Source organism: Nocardia veterana NBRC 100344 (genome assembly GCF_000308855.1).
GTDB classification, from domain to species: Bacteria; Actinomycetota; Actinomycetes; order Mycobacteriales; family Mycobacteriaceae; genus Nocardia; species Nocardia veterana.
Window position 1 is genome coordinate 1 of sequence record NZ_BAGM01000074.1, and the last position, 16,280, is coordinate 16,280.

The window sequence follows — 16,280 nt, forward strand, 5'->3', positions numbered from 1 at the left end:
CGAGGCCGGCGGCCTCGGCGGGCAGGCTGATCTGCCGCGCGGCGGCCGGATCGGCGGGATCGACGATGCGCAGTCCGAGCCCGGTGGGGTCCAGGGCGACCACGCGGCCGCTCGCCGGTTCGGCGAGCAGCGCACCGACCGGCCCGAAGCCGGAAACGGCCCCGGCCGGTGCGACGGCCGGTGCGGGCGCGACGGCGGCGGTCCCGGGGGCGCCGGCCGTGCCGGCCGCCTTGTCGTCGGCGTGCGAGGAACAGCCCGCGACGAGCGCCACGATGCTGGCGGCCGCGAGCACGGCAGACAGTGCCGACCGGTTCCCGCGCATGCTCCGAACTCCTCCGTGTGACTCATGCGTACTGCTTCATCTGACCATGATCGGACACACGGGCCGGTCACCGGGGTGGTTCCGGCGTGGCATGCGCCTCACCCGTTACCGTGGACACTCACCCGACATCGAACCAGGGGAGTCTCGGTTGGAAACAGACCGTACGTCTGAATTCACACTTGAAGATTTAACCGTTGGTCCGTTCGCGCACGGTTTCGGCCGGACGGCCGAAGGGCAGCCGTTCGCCTTCCGCACGGTTCGCGGCACCCTGACCCTCGAGATCTATCGCGCCGACGCCGAAACCACCGTGCCCGGCCCCGAAGATGTCGTGGCCGTCGTCGAGGCCGCGGTCACCGATATCGATCTCGACGACCCACGAAGCGTGCGCGCCCTGGTGCGTGATCTGGTGCCCACCGCCGTACCGGTCTCGGAACAACGCGGCGCCACCACGACCGTGCGAGCGCTGCTGAACCGGTTGGGCGCGGTCATCGAGGGCCGCTGAGCACCCGTGCCAGACTGTAGGAACCACCGGTTACTTTCGACACATTCGAGGACGTAATGGCATTGCGACGCACGGTCCACGGCGCATTCGGAATCACCCTGCTCGCCCTGGTGATCGCCGCCTGCGACAGCGGTCCCGACGAGGCCTCGGTCGCGGCGGCCCGCTCCTCGGCCTATGCCGCCCTGACCTCTTCGTCGGAGGCCGCCGCGGCCAGCAGTGCCAACCGCCCGCCGATCCCGAGCGCCGCGCAACTGGACAACCAGATCAAACGCGCACTCGATCCGTCGCTGCCCGACAGCGAACGCACCGACCTCATCGAGGACGGCGCCGCCTTCAAAGACGCCATCCCGGATATGTACAAGGCGTTGCACGACAACCCGCGCGCCGTCTACGGCGTCGTCGATCCGGTGTTCGACAATCACGACGGCACCCTGACCGCCACGATGCGGCTGGACAAGGACGGCACCGGCGAGAACGTGCGCACCACCATCGTGCATTTCGTCGATATCGACGGTAAATGGAAGATCTCGCGCAACGACCTGTGCGGCATTCTGCGCTCGGCCGACTACCGCACCCCGGCCTGCGGCTGATTCCGGCATGCTCGAAGGCGTTCTGCTGCGATGGGGCCGGTTCGTCCATCGCCACCGATATCTGGTCTTCGCGGGCTTTCTGGTTCTGGTGGCCGGCTCCGGCTGGTACGGCCGCGACCTCGCGCCGCGACTGACCCAGGGCGGCTGGTTCGACGAGCACAGCGAATCGGTGGTCGCGTCCCAGCTGGCCGACCGGACCTTCGGCCGCGACACCGATGCCGATGTCATCGTGCTCTACACGGCGCCGCCCGGGCACACGGTCGACGATCCGCCGATTCGCGCGGCGATCGGCACGGCGCTACAGGATCTGCGCACGACATACCCGGACCGGATCAAGAAGATCGACAGCTATTTCGACGGTTCCATAATGGGCCAGTTCGCCGACGCCTCGCGCACCCACGCCTTCGCCAGTATCGGCCTGCACGGCTCCGATACCGCGACGGTGAACAACTACCTCGCGATCCGGGACGATCTGGGTGCCGCCGGTCCCGGCCGCGGCCCCGGCGGCACCACCGTGCAGTTGGCCGGCCTGCAACCGGTGGTCGAGGGCATCAACATCGGGATGCAGGACGATATCCACCGCGCCGAGTTGATCGCGCTGCCCGTGGTGGCGGTCCTGCTGTATTTCGTCTTCGGCGGCGTGATCGGCGCCCTGTTGCCGGTGCTGATCGGCGGGATGACCATTCTCGGCAGCCAGGGCATCATGCGCACGCTCACCGATCACATCCAGGTCAACGTCTTCGCCAGCGCCGTGGTCACCCTGGTCAGCCTCGGTCTGGCGATCGATTACGGCCTGTTCGCGGTGACCCGTTTCCGGGAGGAATTGGCCGCGGGCCGCAGCGTGGAGGACGCCACCGCGCGCACCGTGGCCACGGCCGGACGGACCGTGCTGTTCTCGGCGGCGATCATCGCGGTCAGTCTGGCGGCGCTGTTCATCTATCCCAACGGCGTGCTGCGGTCGGTGCCCTACGGCGGGATCAGTTCGGTGCTGTTGGCCGCCGTGCTGTCGGTCACCGCGCTGCCGGCCGCGTTGAGCATCGTGGGCCGGCGGATCGACCTGTGGGGATGGCACCGGTTCGCCGGAATACGCAGCGCCCAGCAGATCGACAACGGATTCTTCTCCCGGCTGGCGCTGTTCGCGATGCGGCGTCCGGTGCGGGTGATCGTGCCGGTGGTGGCCGGATTGCTGTTTCTGCTGATCCCGTTCCGCCACATCGAATTCGGCGGCCTGTCCGAACGCTATCTGTCCGCCGACAATCCCGCCCGGGTGGCGCAGGAGAAATTCGACGCGCTGTTTCCCGAATTCCGCACCGAACCGCTGAAACTGGTCGTGGTCGGGGCGAATCCGCAACAATTGTCCGACATCCGGTTCCAGGCGAATTTCGCGCCGGGGCTGACCGGGCCGTTCGAAGCGGCCGCGCCGACCACCGACGGAATCAACGTGCTGTCCACCGGCCTGGTCCACAAGACCGACGCCGACGCCGCCATCGCGGCACTGCGAGCGATACCCCACCCACCCGGGGTGCAGGTGATGGTGGCCGGAGTTCCAGCGCTGGAACGCGACGCCATCCACGGACTCATCGACGGATTACCGCTGCTGGCAACCATTCTGGCGACCGCGGCACTGGTGCTGATGTACCTCGCGTTCCGCTCGGTGGTGCTGGCGGTGAAGGCGGTCGTGCTGAGCGCGCTCAGTCTCGGAGCGGCACTGGGCATTCTGACCTGGATCTTCGTCGAGGGACACGGCGCCGGCCTGTTCGGCTTCACCCCCGGGCCGTTGATGTTCGCGGTGCTGGTGCTCATCGTGACCGTGCTGTTCGGCCTGTCCACCGATTACGAGGTGTTCCTGCAGTCCCGGATGGCCGAGGCGCGCGCCGGTGGCGCGCCGCCGGCCGAGGCGATCCGGTACGGCATCGCCCACACCGGCGGCGTGATCACCTCGGCCGCCGCGATTCTCATCGTGGTGACCGGCGCGTTCGGATTCTCCGATCTGGTGCTGATGAAATACATCGCCTACGGCATGATCGCGGCGCTGATTCTCGACGCCACCGTCATCCGCATGCTGCTGACCCCGGCGGTGTTGAAACTGGTGTGGCGCTGAGCTTCTCCTCGCTGCCACCAGCCCTGGTGGTAGCGACGACTGGTGCGGCAGTGGGAGATTCGGCACGGTAGCCGGGTGAGCCAGCACCCAGCGACCGGGGCAGCCCCATGAAAAGTCCGGTCACCGACAGCATCCGCGCGGCGGCCCGAGCGCTCACCACCACCGTCCGCACCGGCGCTTCGACGGTGTCGACCCTGTATCGCGCCACCGAAGCCGCGATGCGGACGGCAGCCGCCGGCCTCGCGCAGGCCGATACACGGACACAGATCCTGTTGAAGGCCGCGGTCGTGGGCGCTGCCGTCAGTGTGGCCGCCGAGGTCGGAACCGAGTTGCGTGACGCGACGCAGCCTACCGGGCCCCCACCACCGACGACAGGTCTGGGGCCGGAGGTGGACGAATTGGTTGCCAAGTCACCCACCTTGTCCGCGAATGTGCGAAATCTGTTGGCGCAGGGCTGGGCGATCGGATACGGCACGATCGACGCCGGCGGGATCACCAGCCGCGGAGAGAAGAAGATTGTCATCAACCCGGACGGAAAGGGCGACCCCCTCCTGGTCGCAGCTGAGTTGGCGCACGAGACCGGACATGCCACCGCCGGGCCCGATTACGTCTTTTCGGCCACCGAGCCGCACCGTGGTGACGACTACTGGCGATGGCGCGATGACAACCTCTATTCGGCGTACCGCGGCGAGTCCTACGCCGGGCTGATGACGGCGCGGGTGCGCCGGGAAATCCTCGACCGCGGCGGAGCCGATATCGGCCATATCGACGATCAAACAAAAGCCGCGTTCGACGGTTTCGCCGTCGGCGATCTCACCGAATCCGGCGCGGTGAACCTGCTGGCCGACCACCTCCGGGATCATCCGGGCGGATACCTCGACCACTACGGGAAGTATCTGGACAAGGTGTGGCAGCAGGCGACCGGAACACCCCCGGGGGACGCCGTTACGCCGGGATCGATCGGCAACGCACCGGTTCAGGGGACAGTTCCCCACGATGACCGTCCGATTACCCGGAACCCGCTGACCGGTCCGTCCGGAGACGATCAGAGCTCCGCGCGGATACCGGGTACCTTCAGTACCGATCGGAACTTCGCGCCGGCGCCCGGCTCCACTTCATAGCTGCCGCGGCTGCCCGCCGTTCACCGGCGGACGGGCAGGATGAGCTGCGCTCCGGTGACCGGATGGTCGATGACTTCGACGGGGTGGCGGTAGACGCGGGTGAGCAGGTCGGTGGTGAGGATGTCGCGGGGGTGGCCGACGGCGGCGAGGCGGCCGGCGTCGAGGACGGCCACCCGGTCGGCGTAGGCGGCGGCCAGGCCCAGATCGTGCAGCACCACCACGACCGCGGCGCCGGCGGCGGCGCGGTCGGATGCCAGGCGCAGCACTTGCTCCTGATGACCGAGATCGAGTGCGGCGGTGGGTTCGTCGAGCAGCAGGGTCTCGGTGTCCTGGGCCAGTACGCGGGCCAAGGCGGCGCGGGCCCGTTCCCCGCCCGACAGGGCCGGGAACGGGCGCTGGGCGAGGTGTTCGATATCGGTGGCGGCCATGGCGGCGGCGATCATCCGGTCGTCGGCGTCCCGGCGTGCGGTGCGGGCCCAGGGCGCGCGGCCCATCGCGACCACCTCGCGCACCGTGAACGGGAAACCGACGGTGTGGTTCTGCGGCAGGACCGCGCGCCGGCGCGCCATATCGGTGGGCGTCCAGTGAGCGAGCGGCCGACCGTCGAGTTCGACTGTGCCACCGGCGATGTCGAGTTCTCCGGACAGGGCGGCGAGCAGGGTGGACTTACCCGCGCCGTTCGGTCCGACCAGAGCCAGGATCTGCCCGGCCACCACATCGATATCCACGGCGGCGAGCACCGGCCGTCCACCGCGGGCGATATCGACACCGCGTGCGCGCAGCGTGACCGCGCCGCGCGGGGTGGGCTGCGGAAGTGCGTGTGCCGGACGGAATTTGCGGGTCAATGCGCGCAACCGCGCCGCCGGACGGGGACCCGGCCCGCCGTGGGGAGAGGGGTCGGCAGGTCCGGCATCGGGCCCCACCGCGAGGTGTTCACTCGGCCGGGAGGCGCTCATGCCCAGCCTCCCGATCGGGCGCGGGTGCGGCGCAGCAACCAGAAGAAGAACGGCCCGCCGACCAGGGAGGTCAGCATGCCCAGCGGCAGATCGGCGTTGTGGACCAGGGTGCGGGCGCCGATATCGGCGGCCAGCAGCACCACCGCGCCGAGGATCGCCGACAGCGGGATCAGTACGCGGTGAGCGGGGCCGACGAGCATCCGCACCACATGCGGGACGATCAGGCCGACGAACAGGATGATGCCGGTGAACGCCACACCGGCGGTGGCCAGGATCGCGACGACCACGATCACGTTGCGCCGCAACCGTTCCACATCGACGCCGAGATGCCGGGCCGCCGATTCGCCGAGGGCCAACAGGTCCAGCCGCGGCGCCATCAGCACCGCCGCGGCCACTCCCACCGCCGCCAGCGGCGCCACCACCGCCACGGCCTGCCAGGTCGCGCCGTTGAGACTGCCCATCTGCCAGAAGACGATCTGATCGCGCGCCGCCGGTGACGCGGTGAACAGCAGGAACGACATCAGACCACCCGCGAAGGCGTTGACCGCGACACCGGTCAACACCAGCGTCACGGTTTCGGTGCGACCGCCCGAGCGCGACAGCAGATACACCGCGAGGGTGGTGCCGAGCCCGGCGACGAACGCGCCCCCGGCGACCGACCATGCCGCCGCGAACGCGCCACCCACCACGATCACCACGCCCGCGCCGACGGCCGCTCCCGCGGAGACCCCGATGACGCCGGGTTCGGCCAGCGGGTTGGCGAATACGCCCTGCAGTAACGCACCGGCGGTCGCCAGGGCGGCCCCGACCAGCATCGCCAGCACCACCCGCGGAAACCGCACCTCCCACAGGGTCACCTCCCCGGCGGGATGATGCGGCAGCGGACCCCAGTCGAGGCCGATGCGGTGCGCGACGCTGCCGGCCACCTCCAGCGGGGTGGTGGGCACCTGCCCGACAGCCGCCGAGACCAGCGCCAGCACGACGAGCAGCGCGACCGAGACCGCGTACACGATCGTGATCCGGGACCAGCGGCGCGGCGAGCGCGGGCCGACGATCTGTTCGCCGACGGCGTCCACGCCGGAATCCGCGGGCGACCGGTCGGGCCCCGGTCCTGGCGCCGGGTCGCCGGCGGTCCCGACGGTCCGTCCGGGACCGTCGGACACGGTGCGGGCCCGGGAGTGCGCACCGGCAGGTCCGGGCTCGGGCGCACCGGCGGCGGCCGCGTTCGCCGGACGCGACGGATGCGAAAGGTGCTGTGGCTCAGCTGGTTCGGCCGGGTCGCTGCGGCTCATGCGGGCTGAGTGCTGTAGATCGCCTTGGACAGGGCCGCGAGGACGTGACCGGTTTCCGGGCCGAAGCTCAGCAGCACGGCATCGGACATGTCGACGATACGGTGATTGCGCCCGGCGGGGGTCTGGGCGACGCCGGGCACCTTCTCCAGCCCGTCGACACCGCCGACCGATTTCAGTCCGTCGGTCATCACCAGCAGCACATCCGGTGCGGCACCGATCATGGCCTCGCTGGTGATCGTGGTGAACGGTTCGGTGAGCCCGGCCGCGGTGCCCGCGTCGACGCCGCCGAGCGCGGTGATCAGGGAATCGGCGCCGGATCCGGGTCCGGCGAGCATCGTGATCGCGGTACTGCGCAGGTAGACGAATCCGATCTTCAGCGGTGGCTGCTGTTTCGGCACCGCGGCGGTGGCGGCGGCGATCTCGGCCCGGGTGCGGTCGGCGAGTTTCACACCCTGCTCGTGCACGCCGAGCGCGTCGGCGACGGCCTGGATCTGCGGGCCCACGCCGTCGATGGTCCGCTGCGGATCGAAGTAGACGACGGTGATGCCCAGGGCGCGCAGCTGATCGCGCATCGTGGGGGTGGCGCTGGTGGTGTCGGTGAGAAAGACCGTCGGGCGCTGCGCGGCGACGGCTTCGACATTGATGCTGCCGTTGCCGCCGGCCACGTTGGGCACCTGCCGCACGGCCGGGAACGCCGCGGAGGTCGACCGGCCGACCAGGTGCGAGCCCAGGCCCAGCGCCCACACGGTCTGGGCGAGGGTGCCGTAGCGGTCCACCGCGACGATGCGGTCGGCGGAGGTGACGGTGACGTCGGCGCCGTCGAACGAGTGCACGGTGACCGGCAGGGTGGGCGTGGGCGCGGGCCCGACCGGGGTGGGATCCTGATTCGCCAGGGTCGCGGTGGCCGGGCCGTGCTGATCGCCACCCGCCGCCCCTTCGCGGCTGCCGCAGCCCGCACCGAATCCGATGACGACGATCGCGGCGAGCAGGACGCCCAGGCACCGTGCGGGCACCGGGCCGATCGGCATGCTGACCCGCGTGGGCCGACCGGCCGGCGCCGTTGCGGCGCGGTCGGTGCGGCCCGATCGGACACGGTCGAGACGGCTCATGTAGGCAAGCCTAAGTGCTCACGCGATCGGCGTGCCAGCGGCCTGTCCGCCGCGCGGGCCGGCGGCGCGGCGCTGTTCGGGTTCCGCTCAGATTCCGCTGACATCGTCGAGCGCGGCGGCGATGGCCCGCGGAAGTTCCAGCGTTTCCGCGGCGAGTACGCCGGTGAGCTGCCCGATGTCGCGGGCGCCGACGATCATCGAGGCCACGCCGGGGCGGTCGCGTATCCAGGCCGCGGCCACGGCCAGCGGCGAGGTGCCCAGCCCGTCGGCGGCGGTCACCACCGCGTCCACGACCCGGGTGGCGTGGTCGTCGAGGCGCTCGCGGATCTCGGCGGCGGTGGCCTCGTCGGCGCCGCGCGAGTCGGCCGGCACCCCGTCCCGATACTTGCCGGTGAGGATGCCCCCGGCCAGCGGCGACGCGGCGATCAGGCCGACGCCGTGGTGGGCGGCGGCGGGGACCAGTTCGCGTTCGGCGCCGCGGGCCAGCAGCGAATAGGTCGCGTGTGCGGCCACGATCGGCGCGGCCGCGGCCAGCGTCGCGAGCTGCCAGGCGGCCAGGCCGCGAGCCCCGGCGTAGCGCACCTTGCCCGAACGGACGGCGTGGTCGAGGGTTGCGGCGATCTCGTCGAGCGGGGTGCGTGGGTCCCAGGCCGCCACACTCCAGATGTCGAGATAGTCGGTGCCCAGATCGCTCAGCGTGCGATCGAGCTGGCGCATCAGGGTGCGACGGGAGGCGTCCACGCCCCAGCGGATGCCGGCGGCGGGACCACCGTCGGGATCGGTGACCCCGGGCACCGGGACCAGCCCGGCGCAGCCGCTGATCACCAGATCGTCGCGCGGCACCAGTTCGCCGACGAGTTCGCCGAGCATGCGCTGGGCCGCCCCGCCCTGGTATACGGGCGAGGTGTCGACCAGGGTGCCCCCGGCTTCCACGAAGGCCACCAGTTGCGCGGCCGCATCCTCGGCATCGGTCTCCCGGCCCCAGGTGTGGGTGGCCAGACCCATGCGCGATACCCGCAGGCCGCTGCGCCCCACCGCCCGCTGTTCCATCACCACACCGCCCCAGTTCTCGTCACAGGGTCCGAGCCTAGGGCCACAACCGGTCCGGGAATCGGATACCACTCGCGAACCGCCGCAGATGCGAGCCGCACCACAGTGTCCGGATCGTCCGGCCCCGCGCCGGCGCGGGCCGCGCCCGGGATTCTGCGGACAGCGAAACAGCCTGCCCCGCAACCCGTTCCGAGCGTCCGGAGGGCCGGGGAGCGGGCGTGGGAAGGTGACGGCCGGACCGGCCGGTCGTGATCGCCTAGTCTGGACCCATGACGGTGATCCTGCTGCGGCACGGGGTGTCGACCTCCAACACCGCGCGCACGCTGGCCGGCCGCAGTCCCGGAGTCGAGCTGACCGAGCGCGGCACCGAGCAGGCGCTGGCGGTGGCAGAACGCTTGGCGCCGTTGCCGATCGAACATATCGTGCATTCCCCGCTGCTGCGCTGCACCCGTACGGTGTCGCCGCTGGCCGACAAGCTCGGGCTGGAACCGGAACCCGACGAGCGACTGCTCGAGGTCGACTACGGCGAGTGGACCGGCCGGCTGCTGTCGGAGCTGGTGCAGGAGCCGCTGTGGAAGGTGGTGCAGCAGCACGCCTCGGGTGCGGTCTTCCCCGGCGGCGAAGGGCTGGCTCAGGTGCAGTACCGGGCGGTGGCGGCGGTGCGTGCGATCGACGGGGAGCTGGCCCGGCGCCACGGCCGCGATGTGCTGTGGGTGGCGTGCACGCACGGCGATGTGATCAAGTCGCTGCTGGCCGACGCGTTCGGCATCCATCTCGACGGTTTCCAGCGGATCGTGGTCGAACCGGCGTCGATCAGCGTGGTGCGCTACACCCCGTCCGCACCCTATGTGTGGCGGGTCAACGACACCGGTTCGGACCTGTCGGCGCTGGCGGCGGTGGCGCAGCCGTCCGAACAGCGGGCCGGGCCCGTCCCCGGCGGTGAGGTGGGTGCCGCGTCCCGGGCGGATAATGGGACTATTGCGGATCCCCCCGATTCGGGGAGCGAGCGTAATCAGTGATGCAGTCGGTTTCAGGAGGTGCAGATGGCCCGAGCAATCCATGTGTTTCGCACCCCCGACCGTTTCGTCGCCGGAACCGTCGGTGAACCAGGAGATCGCGCCTTCTATCTGCAGGCCGTGCAGGAACCCCGGGTGGTGAGCGTGCTGCTGGAGAAGCAGCAGGTCAAGGTGCTCGCCGATCGGATGGGACTGCTGTTGGACGAGGTGGCCCGGCGCTTCGGCGCGAGCGTGCCGCCGCAGGCTGAGGATGTCTCCGACACGGCCCCGCTCCAGATGCCGATCGATACCGAATTCCGGGTCGGGACAATGGGTTTGGGCTGGGACGCCGATGCCGGCGCGGTGGTGGTCGAGTTGCTGGCCATCACCGAGACCGAGGTCGACGAATCGGTCGTGCTCGACGACACCGAGGAGGGCCCCGACGCGGTGCGGGTGTTCCTGACCCCGGAGCAGGCGCGGGAGTTCGCGCTGCGGTCGGCGAAGGTGATCGCGGCCGGGCGGCCGCCGTGCCCGCTGTGCGGGGAACCGTTGTCGCCCAAGGGGCACATGTGTGTGCGCACCAATGGTTACAAGCGCGGCGACATCTTCGGCGCGACCGATCTGGAGGATTGAGCACCGGTGACCACGCGCGCGGCGGCCGCGGACGAGGGCGCGGCCCGCGACGGCCTGTACAGCGGGGAGCTGTCGATCATCGGCCGGGTTACCACGGCGAGCAATCTCACCCTGGTGTGCGAGATCGCCTCCGGGGAGGGCGAACCGTTGCGGGTGGTCTACAAGCCGGTGCGGGGCGAACGGCCGCTGTGGGATTTCCCCGACGGCACGCTGGCCGGGCGCGAGGTGGCCTCGTATCTGATTTCGGCGGCGCTGGGCTGGTCGGTGATTCCGGAGACGATTCTGCGCGAGGGCCCGCTCGGGCCGGGCATGGTGCAGCGCTGGATCGAGACGGTCGATCCGGGCAGTGCGGCCGTGGACCGGCTGGATCTGGTCGATCTGGTTCCCGCGGGCGCGGTGCCCGCCGGGTTCCGTGAGGTGCTGCGGGCGGTGGACGGGACGGGAGCGCGGGTGTCGCTGGTGCATGCCGACGATCCGCGGCTGCGCCGGATGGCGGTGCTGGACGTTCTGCTCAACAACACCGACCGTAAGGGCGGCCATGCGCTGGAGGGAGTCGACGGCGGCGTCTACGGCGTCGACCATGGGATCTGTCTGCACAGCGAACCCAAATTGCGGACGGTGCTGTGGGGTTGGGCGGGCGAACCCGTGGGGGAGGATCTGCTGGACGATATCGCCGGATTCGCCGACCGGCTCACCGGCTCGATCGGCGCGGCGCTGGCCGAATACATCACCGACGCCGAGATCGATGCCCTGGGTGCGCGTGCCCGCGGCCTGCTCGACGATCCGGTGCTGCCGCAACCGGTCAGCTCCCGTCCGATTCCCTGGCCCGCGTTCTGACCTCGCACCGGCGCGCCCACGGGCGCGGCGTGCGGTATTTCGGTGCGCGCGGCGCGCAACGGTTGACTTCCCCATCGCGCTCGCCCCGCCCGAGGTCGGATGTGGTGGCGAATACGCGGCGACAGGCTCGGTAGACGGGGTCGGCGGTCGAGGTGCCCGCCCGCACCCTTACCCTCGAATCATGCAGTCCTGGTCCGAAATCTCCGTTCCCGCCGTCCCCGGATCCGGACCGCCGTTGCGGTTGTTCGATACCGCCGACCGGCAGGTGCGCCCGGTGACGCCCGGCGCGACCGCCACCATGTACGTCTGCGGCATCACACCCTACGACGCCACCCACCTGGGCCACGCGGCGACCTATCTGGCCTTCGATCTGATCAACCGGGTCCTGCGCGACGGCGGCCACGAGGTGCACTACGTGCAGAACATCACCGATGTGGACGATCCGCTGTTCGAACGCGCGGAACGCGACGGGGTGGACTGGCGCGATCTGGGGACCAGTGAGATCGACTTGTTCCGCGAGGACATGACGCAGCTGCGGGTGCTGCCGCCGCGCGACTACGTCGGCGCGATCGAATCCGTCGGCGAGGTCGTGGAATTGGTGGACAAGTTGCTCGCCGCCGGCGCCGCCTACGTGGTCGACGACCCGCAGTTCCGCGACATCTATTTCCGGCACGACGCCACCGAGCAGTTCGGTTATGAGTCGGGCTACGACCGCGACACGATGGATCGGCTGTTCGCCGAGCGGGGCGGTGATCCGCAGCGCCCGGGCAAGCGGGACCCGATCGATGCGTTGCTGTGGCGGGCGGCGCGGCCGGGCGAGCCGTCGTGGCCGGCGCCGTTCGGCGCAGGGCGCCCGGGCTGGCATATCGAGTGTGCGGCGATCGCGTTGAACCGGCTGGGTCCGGAGTTCGATATCCAGGGCGGCGGCAGCGATCTGATCTATCCGCATCACGAGTATTCGGCCGCGCACGCCGAGTCGCTGGTGTCGCATCGGCGCTTCGCCCGCCATTACGTGCACGCCGGGCTGATCGGCCTGGATGGCGAGAAGATGTCGAAGTCGCGCGGCAATCTGGTGTTCGTGTCGAAGTTGCGGCGCGCCGGGGTGGATCCGGGAGCGATCCGGCTGGGTCTGTTCGCCGACCATTACCGCACCGATCGCCAGTGGTCGGATGCGGTGCTCGAGCAGGCGCAGCAGCGGCTCGCGCGCTGGCGGCAGGCGACGACGCTGGCGTCGGGGCCGGCGGCCGAGCAGACGATCGCCCGCTTGCGGCAGCATCTGGCCGATGATCTGGACACCCCGAAAGCCCTTGCCGCCGTGGACAGCTGGGTGCAGCAGGCGCTGGATTACGGCGGTCCGGACACCTCCGCGCCGGCGCTGGTCCGCACGGCGGTCGACGCGCTGCTGGGCATCACCGTCTGAGCGCGGGCGCAACCGCGACACGGAGTGCGGGTGCACCGGCTGCAGGTTCGCAGCGAATGCAGGTTCGTAAACGCCGACCAGCAGAGTTCGCTCCTCCGGATCAGCGCACTGGACCGCGGCTGATGGAGGTGACCGACGAATGCGCGGGGCGCGACGCCGGCCGCGCCCCATTGTTCCCCGTCGGCATCGAGTGCTCGACGGCAGCCGATGCCAGGCCACCGCGGGTGCGTCCGTGCCGGTGGGCGGGTCACCCGAACAGCGGTAGCGATCCGACGAGCTTGGCGACGTCTTTGCGCCGGCCGTGCAGGCCCACACCGATCGGCGCCACGTCGTCGGTCGGCGTGGCCGCCATCTTGTCGATGTATTCCTCGTAGGTTCGGCAGCCCTGGGCCAGGGCGCTGAAGCCGACGACGAACATCTCGTCCCGTTGGGCGGCGGCGCGGGAGATGGCGGCCACCCGCTCGCGCGGGGCTCGCAGTATGGGCAGCGGGACGGAGATGACGCCCGGGTGGATCACGCCGTCGGCATCCTTCACGTCGGCGCCGACGAGTCCCTCGACGCGATTGCCCATGGTCAGCGCGAGCACGCTCGCGGCGTTGGCCGCGAGCCCCGTGGCGAGCTCGTCGCTGACCACGATCGCGCATTTGTACTCCGGCCGGTCTGTCATGGCTGCCCTTCCCTGTTCGTCGACGCGCCGCGGGGGCGGCGCTGCAGCCAAGCTAGCAGCGGATACGGAGTTTTCCCGGCCTCGCCGTGATAGATTCGGAGCTCTATGGAATATTGCGAATTCTGTACGGAAGATCGAGGCTGAGGACGGTGCTCGACGAATTGGATACGGCGTTGCTGACCCTGTTGCAGGAGGACGCCGGGCTGACGAACAAGGAACTCGCCGCGCGTCTGCACGTGGCGCAGTCGACGTGTCTGGAACGCGTGCGCCGGCTGACCAAGCGCGGCATTCTGCGCGGCCGGCACGCCGAGGTGGACCTGAAGCAGATCGGCCGCGGCACCCAGGCGATGGTGGCCGTGCAGTTGCGGCCACCGGATCGGGCGGTGATCGAGTCGTTCCAGGATTTCGTCGCGCAGCTGCCGGAGGTGCTGTCCTACTTCGTGATGGCCGGTGGTGACGATTTCCTGTTGCACGTCGCGGTGGCCGACAACGATCAGCTCAGCGCCTTCATCCTCGACCGGCTGACCCAGCGGCGCGAGATCGTGCACGTGCGGACCTCGGTGATCTTCAGCCACGTCCGGCGGACGGTCGTCCTGCCGCTGGAGGGCGCCGCTCCCACGACCTGACCCCGCAAGGTCGGAGAAACTCTCGCCGACGAGCCACCGGCCGTCGAACTCGACGACCCCGCCCCGGTCCCGTCGCTGTCCCCAGACAGCAATTGTGAAACCTTGTGGATCATGGTCTTTCAGGCGGCTCGGACTTCGGGGCCACGGTGATCGCCACCGCCGCATACGGTCCTGTGGCACGTCGTGCACTCGCGAGAGCCTCGCGGAACGACGTGGTGGCGGCTTGGGGGACCCATCGTGCTGCGGGAGCGCAGCTTGGCGTCGACTTCGTATGTCAGGCGGAACTGCCGATGGCGGGCCTCGACCTCGTCGATTCGGACCGAGGGGCATGTCACTTCCACTGCGCATGGACCGCGTCCACGTTCTCGGCCACTCGCCGCAGCAGACCGAGTAGCTGCGCGTATTCGGTGGGACTGATTCCCGCGGTGGTGGCGAGGCGACCGGCATGGATGCGATCCGCGGCCGGCTCGTGCAGCGCTGCGCCTTCCGGTGTGAGCACGTAGTACCCGGCGTGGTCCACCTGCACCAATCCTCGCGTGGCGAGCCTGGCCACGTAGGGGGCGACTGTGGGCTCGTCACTGTCCAGGAACGGCGCGAGCGCACGATCGATGGCCGCCTGATCGACGGGGCCGTGCGCAATGGTGTTCAGCACCTGCCACGACCGCCGGTCCAGACCGAATTCTCGCAGCTGTGCGGCCAGATTGCTCTCGAGACGGTCATGAACGTGCTTCACCCAGTAGCCGAGGGGCTTCGGAACGCCCGTTTCGTCGCGGGGGTGCGCAGATCGCTGAGATGTCCTCATGAATGTTCCTCCAAATACTTGCACTTTGACATATCCATGCACTGTAGCAAGTATTTGTAGGGTGGCAAGTATGGGCGATGACGTGACCGCGGTGGAAGCGATAGAGCGGGCCATGGTGGCGATCCGGCGTAGTCAGACCCGTCGGACGTTGAATCGGCTCGCCGCCAAGGACGCCCGGACGCCGATCGATCCCACGACGTTCGACGTACTCGACGCGGTGGAGGGGCGTGCAGACACAGCGACCGTCGGAGACATCGCTCAGGCGCTCGGCATCGACCAACCGCGCGCCAGCCGCCTCGTCGCTCGCGCGGTTGCCGACGGCCTGCTGTATCGCCAGGCCGATCAGGGCGACGGCCGGCGCGTCATTCTCCGCCTGACGTCCGGCGCCCGCGCCGCACTCGCCCGCGCCCACGAGGCGCGTCAGGCCGTCTTCGCGCGCACCACCGCCGACTGGACTGCGGCCGAACGCAACGAATTCGCTCGCCTGCTCACCAAATTCGTCGAAGATTTCGATCGTGCGGTCTCCGGAACCGACTGAGCACCCGCACTCGGGCACCTTCCCGAAGATGCCGTGCGGCAGCGGCTTTCGGGCAGGCCGGCCGGCCGGCGAGAACCGCGAGTCGACGGCGGGCATGCTGTCCGTGGCCGTCGGGCGAAGTCGTGCTGTGCATGACACCCGGGTCCGCTGCACTCGCCCCCAGCACCACACCAGGACCCCTTCCGATGGCCGCCGTCTCGGAAGGGACCCCGCCGCCGGACGCGGCGGTCAGGCGGCGGCCGCGGCGGCGCGGGCGTAGGTGTCGGCCAGTCCGGGCCAGCCGCCGGGGGATCCGACCGCATCGCGCATGGATTCCCAGCCGTCGCCGTGGTTGGTGAAGTCGCCGTGGATCAGGGTGACGGCGGTGTGGGTGGCGTCGACGGCGGTGAAGGTGACGTCGACTCGGCTGGTCAGCGCCGGGTCGGGCTGATACTTCCAGTCCAGGGAGATGTCCCAGGAGAACGCGAAGTGGCCGGGCCGATCCCACACGAGCACCCGTCCCCAGGGGCATTCGGTACCGTCGGCCTCCCGGCCGAACAGCCGGCCGCCGACGCGGGGTTCGACCACCACTTCGGCCAGGGGGCCCGCGCCGATGTGATGTTCGCGGGGCCACCAGCTGTCCATGCCGGTGGTGAAGACGTCGAAGGCGGTGTCGAGGGGCGCCTCGACGGTGAGTTCGACGCGGACCTGGGTGTCGCTGGTTTGCTGGGTCATGATCT

At 70.0% G+C, this 16,280-nt stretch carries 17 protein-coding genes and 1 pseudogene; 10 read left to right on the forward strand and 8 right to left on the reverse strand.

What is annotated here, in order from left to right; translation table 11 throughout:
- A pseudogene (locus ON37_RS13130) lies at positions 1–322 on the reverse strand (hypothetical protein); the annotation flags it as partial.
- A gap of 148 nt (positions 323–470) precedes the next feature.
- Here ON37_RS13130 and ON37_RS13135 point away from each other — a divergent pair.
- The 4 genes from ON37_RS13135 (at position 471) to ON37_RS13150 (ending at position 4,636) form a co-directional block, all read left to right on the forward strand.
- Positions 471–824: a hypothetical protein gene (locus ON37_RS13135; protein ID WP_040719473.1), complete on the forward strand. Its 354-nt coding sequence runs from the start codon at positions 471–473 to the stop codon at positions 822–824.
- A 56-nt stretch (positions 825–880) separates the two neighbouring features.
- The gene (locus tag ON37_RS13140; protein ID WP_040719474.1) at positions 881–1,414 is read left to right on the forward strand and encodes a WKL family lipoprotein; all 534 of its coding nucleotides are present in this window, start codon (positions 881–883) and stop codon (positions 1,412–1,414) included.
- Between the two features lie 7 nt (positions 1,415–1,421).
- On the forward strand, positions 1,422–3,515 hold the full coding sequence (locus tag ON37_RS13145) for an MMPL family transporter (RefSeq protein ID WP_040719475.1): 2,094 nt from the start codon (positions 1,422–1,424) through the stop codon (positions 3,513–3,515).
- Between the two features lie 107 nt (positions 3,516–3,622).
- Positions 3,623–4,636, forward strand: a complete 1,014-nt coding sequence (locus ON37_RS13150) for a hypothetical protein (RefSeq protein WP_040719476.1) — start codon at positions 3,623–3,625, stop codon at positions 4,634–4,636.
- Positions 4,637–4,656: 20 nt separating this feature from the next.
- Here the strand turns inward: ON37_RS13150 and ON37_RS13155 are convergent, their stop codons facing one another.
- The 4 genes from ON37_RS13155 to ON37_RS13170 form a co-directional block, all read right to left on the reverse strand.
- Positions 4,657–5,592: a heme ABC transporter ATP-binding protein gene (locus tag ON37_RS13155; RefSeq protein ID WP_083892958.1), complete on the reverse strand. Its 936-nt coding sequence runs from the start codon at positions 5,590–5,592 to the stop codon at positions 4,657–4,659.
- Positions 5,589–6,611, reverse strand: a complete 1,023-nt coding sequence (locus ON37_RS13160) for a FecCD family ABC transporter permease (protein WP_051031545.1) — start codon at positions 6,609–6,611, stop codon at positions 5,589–5,591. Before ON37_RS13160 ends, ON37_RS13155 begins: the two co-directional genes overlap by 4 nt.
- A 269-nt stretch (positions 6,612–6,880) precedes the next feature.
- Positions 6,881–7,912 (reverse strand): heme/hemin ABC transporter substrate-binding protein, encoded by a 1,032-nt coding sequence (locus ON37_RS13165; RefSeq protein WP_051031546.1) that lies wholly within the window; start codon positions 7,910–7,912, stop codon positions 6,881–6,883.
- A gap of 168 nt (positions 7,913–8,080) precedes the next feature.
- Positions 8,081–9,043 carry an aldo/keto reductase gene (locus ON37_RS13170; protein ID WP_040719488.1) on the reverse strand — a complete coding sequence of 321 codons (963 nt, stop codon included), beginning with the start codon at positions 9,041–9,043 and terminating at the stop codon, positions 8,081–8,083.
- Between the two features lie 269 nt (positions 9,044–9,312).
- On the opposite strand from ON37_RS13170, the gene ON37_RS13175 reads away from it, so the two are divergent.
- From ON37_RS13175 to mshC, 4 genes are all read left to right on the forward strand, one after another.
- Positions 9,313–10,062 (forward strand): histidine phosphatase family protein, encoded by a 750-nt coding sequence (locus ON37_RS13175; protein WP_040719478.1) that lies wholly within the window; start codon positions 9,313–9,315, stop codon positions 10,060–10,062.
- Between the two features lie 24 nt (positions 10,063–10,086).
- A complete protein-coding gene (locus ON37_RS13180; RefSeq protein ID WP_040719479.1) occupies positions 10,087–10,671 on the forward strand; it encodes a DUF3090 domain-containing protein in 585 nt (194 codons plus the stop codon).
- 6 nt (positions 10,672–10,677) lie between these two features.
- Entirely contained in the window at positions 10,678–11,508 is an 831-nt protein-coding gene (locus ON37_RS13185; RefSeq protein ID WP_051031544.1) for an SCO1664 family protein, read from the forward strand.
- 181 nt (positions 11,509–11,689) lie between these two features.
- On the forward strand, positions 11,690–12,928 hold the full coding sequence (gene mshC / locus ON37_RS13190) for a cysteine--1-D-myo-inosityl 2-amino-2-deoxy-alpha-D-glucopyranoside ligase (RefSeq protein ID WP_040719480.1): 1,239 nt from the start codon (positions 11,690–11,692) through the stop codon (positions 12,926–12,928).
- Between the two features lie 247 nt (positions 12,929–13,175).
- Here mshC and ON37_RS13195 read toward each other — a convergent pair whose 3' ends face one another.
- Complete coding sequence (locus tag ON37_RS13195; protein WP_040719481.1) at positions 13,176–13,595, reverse strand: DUF2000 domain-containing protein; 420 nt, start codon at positions 13,593–13,595, stop codon at positions 13,176–13,178.
- 149 nt (positions 13,596–13,744) lie between these two features.
- Between ON37_RS13195 and ON37_RS13200 the strand changes: the two genes are divergently transcribed.
- On the forward strand, positions 13,745–14,221 hold the full coding sequence (locus ON37_RS13200) for an Lrp/AsnC family transcriptional regulator (RefSeq protein WP_040719482.1): 477 nt from the start codon (positions 13,745–13,747) through the stop codon (positions 14,219–14,221).
- A gap of 331 nt (positions 14,222–14,552) precedes the next feature.
- Here the strand turns inward: ON37_RS13200 and ON37_RS13205 are convergent, their stop codons facing one another.
- Positions 14,553–15,023, reverse strand: a complete 471-nt coding sequence (locus ON37_RS13205; RefSeq protein WP_157171449.1) for a MarR family winged helix-turn-helix transcriptional regulator — start codon at positions 15,021–15,023, stop codon at positions 14,553–14,555.
- Between the two features lie 70 nt (positions 15,024–15,093).
- On the opposite strand from ON37_RS13205, the gene ON37_RS13210 reads away from it, so the two are divergent.
- Positions 15,094–15,561, forward strand: coding sequence for a MarR family winged helix-turn-helix transcriptional regulator (locus ON37_RS13210; protein WP_040719484.1), 468 nt, complete (start codon positions 15,094–15,096; stop codon positions 15,559–15,561).
- 228 nt (positions 15,562–15,789) lie between these two features.
- On the opposite strand, the gene ON37_RS13215 is transcribed toward ON37_RS13210, so the two are convergent.
- On the reverse strand, positions 15,790–16,280 hold a 491-nt coding region (locus ON37_RS13215), incomplete at its 5' end, for an SRPBCC family protein (RefSeq protein WP_157171450.1).

Excerpts from the sequence above, each read along its gene's own strand:
- ON37_RS13140 (WP_040719474.1), top strand. The coding sequence starts at position 881 with ATGGCATTGCGACGCACGGTCCACGGCGCATTCGGAATCACCCTGCTC.
- ON37_RS13145 (WP_040719475.1), top strand. The coding sequence starts at position 1,422 with ATGCTCGAAGGCGTTCTGCTGCGATGGGGCCGGTTCGTCCATCGCCAC.
- ON37_RS13150 (WP_040719476.1), top strand. The coding sequence starts at position 3,623 with ATGAAAAGTCCGGTCACCGACAGCATCCGCGCGGCGGCCCGAGCGCTC.
- ON37_RS13155 (WP_083892958.1), bottom strand. The coding sequence starts at position 5,592 with ATGAGCGCCTCCCGGCCGAGTGAACACCTCGCGGTGGGGCCCGATGCC.
- ON37_RS13165 (WP_051031546.1), bottom strand. The coding sequence starts at position 7,912 with ATGCCGATCGGCCCGGTGCCCGCACGGTGCCTGGGCGTCCTGCTCGCC.
- ON37_RS13170 (WP_040719488.1), bottom strand. The coding sequence starts at position 9,043 with ATGGAACAGCGGGCGGTGGGGCGCAGCGGCCTGCGGGTATCGCGCATG.
- ON37_RS13175 (WP_040719478.1), top strand. The coding sequence starts at position 9,313 with ATGACGGTGATCCTGCTGCGGCACGGGGTGTCGACCTCCAACACCGCG.
- ON37_RS13180 (WP_040719479.1), top strand. The coding sequence starts at position 10,087 with ATGGCCCGAGCAATCCATGTGTTTCGCACCCCCGACCGTTTCGTCGCC.
- mshC (WP_040719480.1), top strand. The coding sequence starts at position 11,690 with ATGCAGTCCTGGTCCGAAATCTCCGTTCCCGCCGTCCCCGGATCCGGA.
- ON37_RS13195 (WP_040719481.1), bottom strand. The coding sequence starts at position 13,595 with ATGACAGACCGGCCGGAGTACAAATGCGCGATCGTGGTCAGCGACGAG.
- ON37_RS13205 (WP_157171449.1), bottom strand. The coding sequence starts at position 15,023 with ATGAGGACATCTCAGCGATCTGCGCACCCCCGCGACGAAACGGGCGTT.
- ON37_RS13210 (WP_040719484.1), top strand. The coding sequence starts at position 15,094 with ATGGGCGATGACGTGACCGCGGTGGAAGCGATAGAGCGGGCCATGGTG.